The sequence below is a fragment of the Frateuria sp. genome (assembly GCF_013362045.1).
Lineage (GTDB): Bacteria > Pseudomonadota > Gammaproteobacteria > Xanthomonadales > Rhodanobacteraceae > Frateuria_A.
The window spans coordinates 1-4650 of sequence record NZ_JABFWW010000177.1 but is presented as its reverse complement, the minus strand read 5'-3'; the positions used below and the strand labels follow the sequence as shown (position 1 = coordinate 4650).

The window sequence follows — 4650 nt, the reverse complement described above, 5'->3', positions numbered from 1 at the left end:
TCCGCGGCATGTGCATGGTCATCCGCGGCGGTCGTCATGGGGAGGGCAGCATGAGTACGCGCCACGAGTTGGTGCAGCTCGACTGGGACGCGTTCGACCCGTGGTCGATCGTGCCCGTGCGCCACCGGCTGGTGGACCATCCGCTGCTGCAAAGCGATGCGCTGGTCGAGCTGGGCCGGCGGCTGGAGCAGCGCGGCAGCGTGCGCACCCACAGCGACGAAGCCACTGCCGCCACGCCGTTCAACGCCGCGCCGCGACTGCATCCCAACCGTGCCGGCGCAGCCCAGACCCTTGCGCGCATCGCCGAGGCCAGGGCGTGGATGTCGCTGCTGAACGTGCAGGCCGATCCGCTCTACCGCACATTGGTCGACGAGGTGCTCGATGGCCTCGCGCCAGGCATCGCGCAGCGCGATCCGGGCATGTGCTATCGCGGCGGCTGGATCTTCGCCACTTCGCCGCGCGCGGTCACGCCGTTCCACTTCGACAAGGAACACAACTTCATCCTGCAGGTGCGCGGCCACAAGACGCTGTACGTGTGGGAATCGCGCGATACCCAGGCGGCCAGCGAGCGCGCCCGCGATCGCTTCCACGCCACCCACAGTCGCGATCTGCTGCGCTGGGACGAGGCGCTGCGGGCGCGGGCGCGAGTGTTCCGGCTCGAGCCGGGGCAGGGGGCGTACATGCCTTCCACCAGTCCGCACATGGTCGAGAACGGCGACGAGCCCTCGCTGACCGTGAGCTTCACCTACTACACCGCCGCCACGCGCCGGAACAGCCTGCTGCACCGGGCGCACGAACGCCTGCGCAACCACGGCATCGAGCCGCCGCCGGTCGGCGAGAACGCCCTGCTCGACACCTGCCTGCTGGCCGCCTTCCGCACCGCCGCGCAGCTGCGCCGCTGGAAAGCGGGCGCAAGCCCGCAGCCGCGCGCGGACAGCGCGCCGTACGCCTACGCGGGCATGCAGTGAGGCCGCCCCCCGTGCCGCATGCCGCGACCTCGCCCCCTCCGGGCCTGACCCTGCTGGACGTGCTGCCGCGCGCGGCGCGGCGCGAGGGCGGAGCGGCCACCGGCCAGCATGCCGTGCCGCTCGATCCGGCGTTGCCTGCCGCGCTCGACCGGCGTGCCGCACGCGCCGGCTGTCCCACAGCTGTCCTTCGCGATGCCGCGCTCGCCCTGCTCGAAGCCCGCCTCACCGGCCAGCCCGAAGTCGCGCTGGCAGCCGGCATCGAGGATTCGGCGCCCGCCGTCCGCATCCATGCCGTGCCCGCGCATGGCGCCATCGACGACTGGCTGCGCAATGGCGCCACGACCGGCGAAGCCGGCACGGCGAGTGCGATCGGCGCCTGGTGGCATGGCGCCGCGGCACCGCCCGTTCCGCTGGCGTGGTCCATCGAGGCCGGCTCCCAGCCGGTACTGCGCATGCGCTACGACGCCAGCATGTTCGATCCGGCCGCGGTGGCCCTGCTCGGCGCCGGCATGCGGCGGGTGCTGCACGCGCTCGCGGAGGCGCGGCATCTGGAAGACGTGGCCGTGGCCGACCCGGACGAGCAGCGCCTGATCCACGAGTGCTGGAACGCGACCGCGGTGCCGCGCGATCCGAGCGATACCGTGCACGGCCTGTTCGCCGAGATGGCGCGCGAGCGTGCCGATGCCGTCGCGCTGGCCTGGGCCGATGGCCAATGGAGCTACGCCGAGCTGGATCGCCGCGCGGAAAACATCGCTGCCGGCCTCGTCGCTGCCGGCGTCGAGCCCGGCAGCGTGATCGCGCTGCTGCTGGAGCGCTCGCCGGACGCCATCGCCGCGATGTTGGGCATCCTCAAGGCCGGTGCCGCCTACCTGCCACTGGATCCGCACGAGCCGTCCGAGCGGCTGCGCCAGCTCATCGAGGATGCGCGGGCAACGCTGGCGATCACCGCCGGCGCCGCCTTCCGGCTGCCAGGCCTGCGCGTGCCGCTGTTGCCGCTGGCGCAACTTGCCGGCCACGCCGCCGCGTCCGGCCATGCCACGCAGGATGGCGAGGCGCTGGCCTACGTGATGTACACCTCCGGTTCGACCGGTATCCCCAAGGGTGTGGAAGTCCCGCATCGCGGCATCATCCGGCTGGTGCGCGGCGCGCGCTACGTCGAGCTGGGCGATGCACCGTGCGTGCTGCATGCCGCGCCGCTGGGTTTCGACGCCGCGACCTTCGAGATCTGGGCGGCGCTGCTCAACGGCGGCACCTGCGTGATCCACGGCGAGCGCGTGCCCAGTCCACGCGGCCTGGCCGCGACCATCGCGCGCCACCGGGTGCATATCGCCTGGTTGACCGCGGCATTGTTCAACGCCGTGGTGGACGAGGACCCGCGCCACCTGGCGGGCCTCGGGCAGCTGCTGATCGGCGGCGAGGCGCTGTCGGTGCCGCACGTGCGCGATGCGTTGGCGGCGTTGCCGGGCACGGCGATCATCAACGGCTACGGGCCCACCGAATGCACCACCTTCGCGGCGACCTGGACGATCCCGCGCGACCTGCCGCCGGACGCGCGCTCGATCCCGATCGGCCGTCCCATCGCCGATACCACCCTGCACGTGCTCAATGCGCGCGGCGAGCCGTTGCCGGTGGGTGTCGCCGGCGAATTGCACGTCGGCGGCGCCGGACTCGCCCGCGGTTACCTCGGGCAGCCGCAGCTGAGCGCCGAGCGCTTCGTCACCGATCCGCAGAGCGGCGAACGACGCTACCGCACCGGCGATCTGGTGCGCTGGCGGCCCGAGGGCGTGCTCGAGTTCCTTGGGCGGCTGGACGGCCAGGTGAAGATCCATGGCCACCGCATCGAGCCGGGCGAAATCGAGACGGCGCTGCAACGGCTTCCCGGCGTACGCGCCGCCGCCGTGCTGGTGCGCGAAGACCGGCCGGGGCAGAAGCGCCTGGTCGCCTACTGCGTGCCCGCGGGCGGCGCGGTCACGGCGGCATCGCTGCGCACGCAGCTGGCCCGTCGCCTGCCCGACTACATGGTGCCGACGCGTTACCTGATGCTCGATGCGCTGCCGGTCACCCGCAACGGCAAGCTCGATCGTCGCGCGCTGCCCGCGCCGGATCGCCGCCGGCCCGGGCTGGCGCAACCCTGCGTGCCGCCACACGGTGCGCTCGAAGGCACGCTGTGCGGGCTCTTTGCCGAACTGCTGGACCTGGACGAAGTGGGGCGGCACGACCACTTCTTCGAACTGGGCGGCAGTTCGCTGCTGGCGCTGCAGCTGCTCGCGCGCATCCGCGCGCGCTGCGGTTCGGCGCCCGTGCCGGCGGCGTTCTTCGACGCGCCCACGCCCGCAGGGGTGGCGCATGCGCTGCAGGGAGAGGCCGCGCCGCACGAGCCGGCGATGCCCGCGCGCGATGCTGCGGCGGACGAGCCCATCGCGATCCTTGCCATGGCCGGGCGCTTTCCCGGCGCAGACAGCGTGGAAGCGTTCTGGGACAACCTCTGCGCCGGGCGCGAGTCGATCACCTTCTTCGACGAGGCCGCGCTCGATCCTTCCATCCCTGCGGCCGAACGCACCGATCCGGCCTACGTGCGCGCGCGCGGCGTGATCGAGGGCGTGGAACTGTTCGACGCCGCGTTCTTCGGCATTGCGCCGCGCGAGGCGGAACTGATGGACCCGCAGCAGCGGTTGTTCCTCGAACTGTGCTGGGAGTGCCTGGAGCGCGCCGGCCACGTGCCCGATGCCTGCGCGGTGCCGGTGGGCGTGTTCGCCGGCATGCACAACGCCACCTACTTCCAGCGCCACCTCAGCGCACGGCCCGAACTCATCGCCGCGCTCGGCGCCTTCCAGGTGATGCTGGCGAACGAGAAGGACTACCTCGCCACCCGCGTGGCGCACCGCCTCAACCTCACCGGGCCGGCGCTCAGCCTCAACACGGCGTGCTCGACCTCGCTGGTGGCCATCTGCGAGGCGGTCGAGGCGCTGCGTGGCGGCCGCTGCGGCATGGCGCTGGCCGGCGGCGTGGCGATCGCCTGTCCCCCGAAGAGCGGCTATCTCGGGCAGGAGGGCACCATGCTCTCGCCCGACGGCCATACGCGCAGCTTCGATGCGCAGGCGGGCGGCACGGTGTTCAGCGACGGCGCCGGCGTGGTGCTGCTCAGGCGGCTGTCCGATGCGCTGGCCGACGGCGACCCGGTGGTCGCGCTGATCCGCGGCGGGGCGGTCAACAACGATGGCGGTGCCAAGGCCAGCTTCATGGCGCCCAGCAGCGCGGGGCAGGCGGCAGTGATCGCGCAGGCGCAGGCGCGCGCAGGCGTCGAGGCACGCAGCATCGGCTACGTGGAGGCGCACGGCACCGCCACGCCGATCGGCGACCCGATCGAACTGGAAGGCCTGGTCCGCGCATTCCGCCGGGGCACGCCGGAGGTGGGCTTCTGCCGCATCGGCTCGCTCAAGAGCAACGTCGGCCATCTGGTCACCGCCGCGGGCGTGGCCGGCGTGATCAAGACGGCGCTGGCGCTGGCCGAGGAAACGCTGCCGCCGACGTTGCACTACCGCGCGCCCAACCCGGCCTTCGACCTGGCCGCGTCGCCATTCCGCGTCAACGATCGCCCGTGCGGCTGGCCGCGTGGCGACACCCCGCGCCGCGCGGGCGTGAGCGCGTTCGGCGTGGGTGGCACCAATGCGCACGTGGTGCT

2 protein-coding genes are annotated in these 4650 nt (G+C 72.8%); both read left to right on the top strand.

The annotated features are described in order from the left end of the window. The first annotated feature begins 50 nt into the window (after positions 1 to 50). The gene (locus tag HOQ08_RS08255; protein ID WP_291193182.1) at positions 51 to 968 is read left to right on the top strand and encodes a cupin-like domain-containing protein; all 918 of its coding nucleotides are present in this window, start codon (positions 51 to 53) and stop codon (positions 966 to 968) included. Between the two features lie 11 nt (positions 969 to 979). Beyond that, positions 980 to 4650: amino acid adenylation domain-containing protein (locus HOQ08_RS08250; RefSeq protein ID WP_291193180.1), on the top strand; the 3671-nt coding region annotated here is incomplete at its 3' end.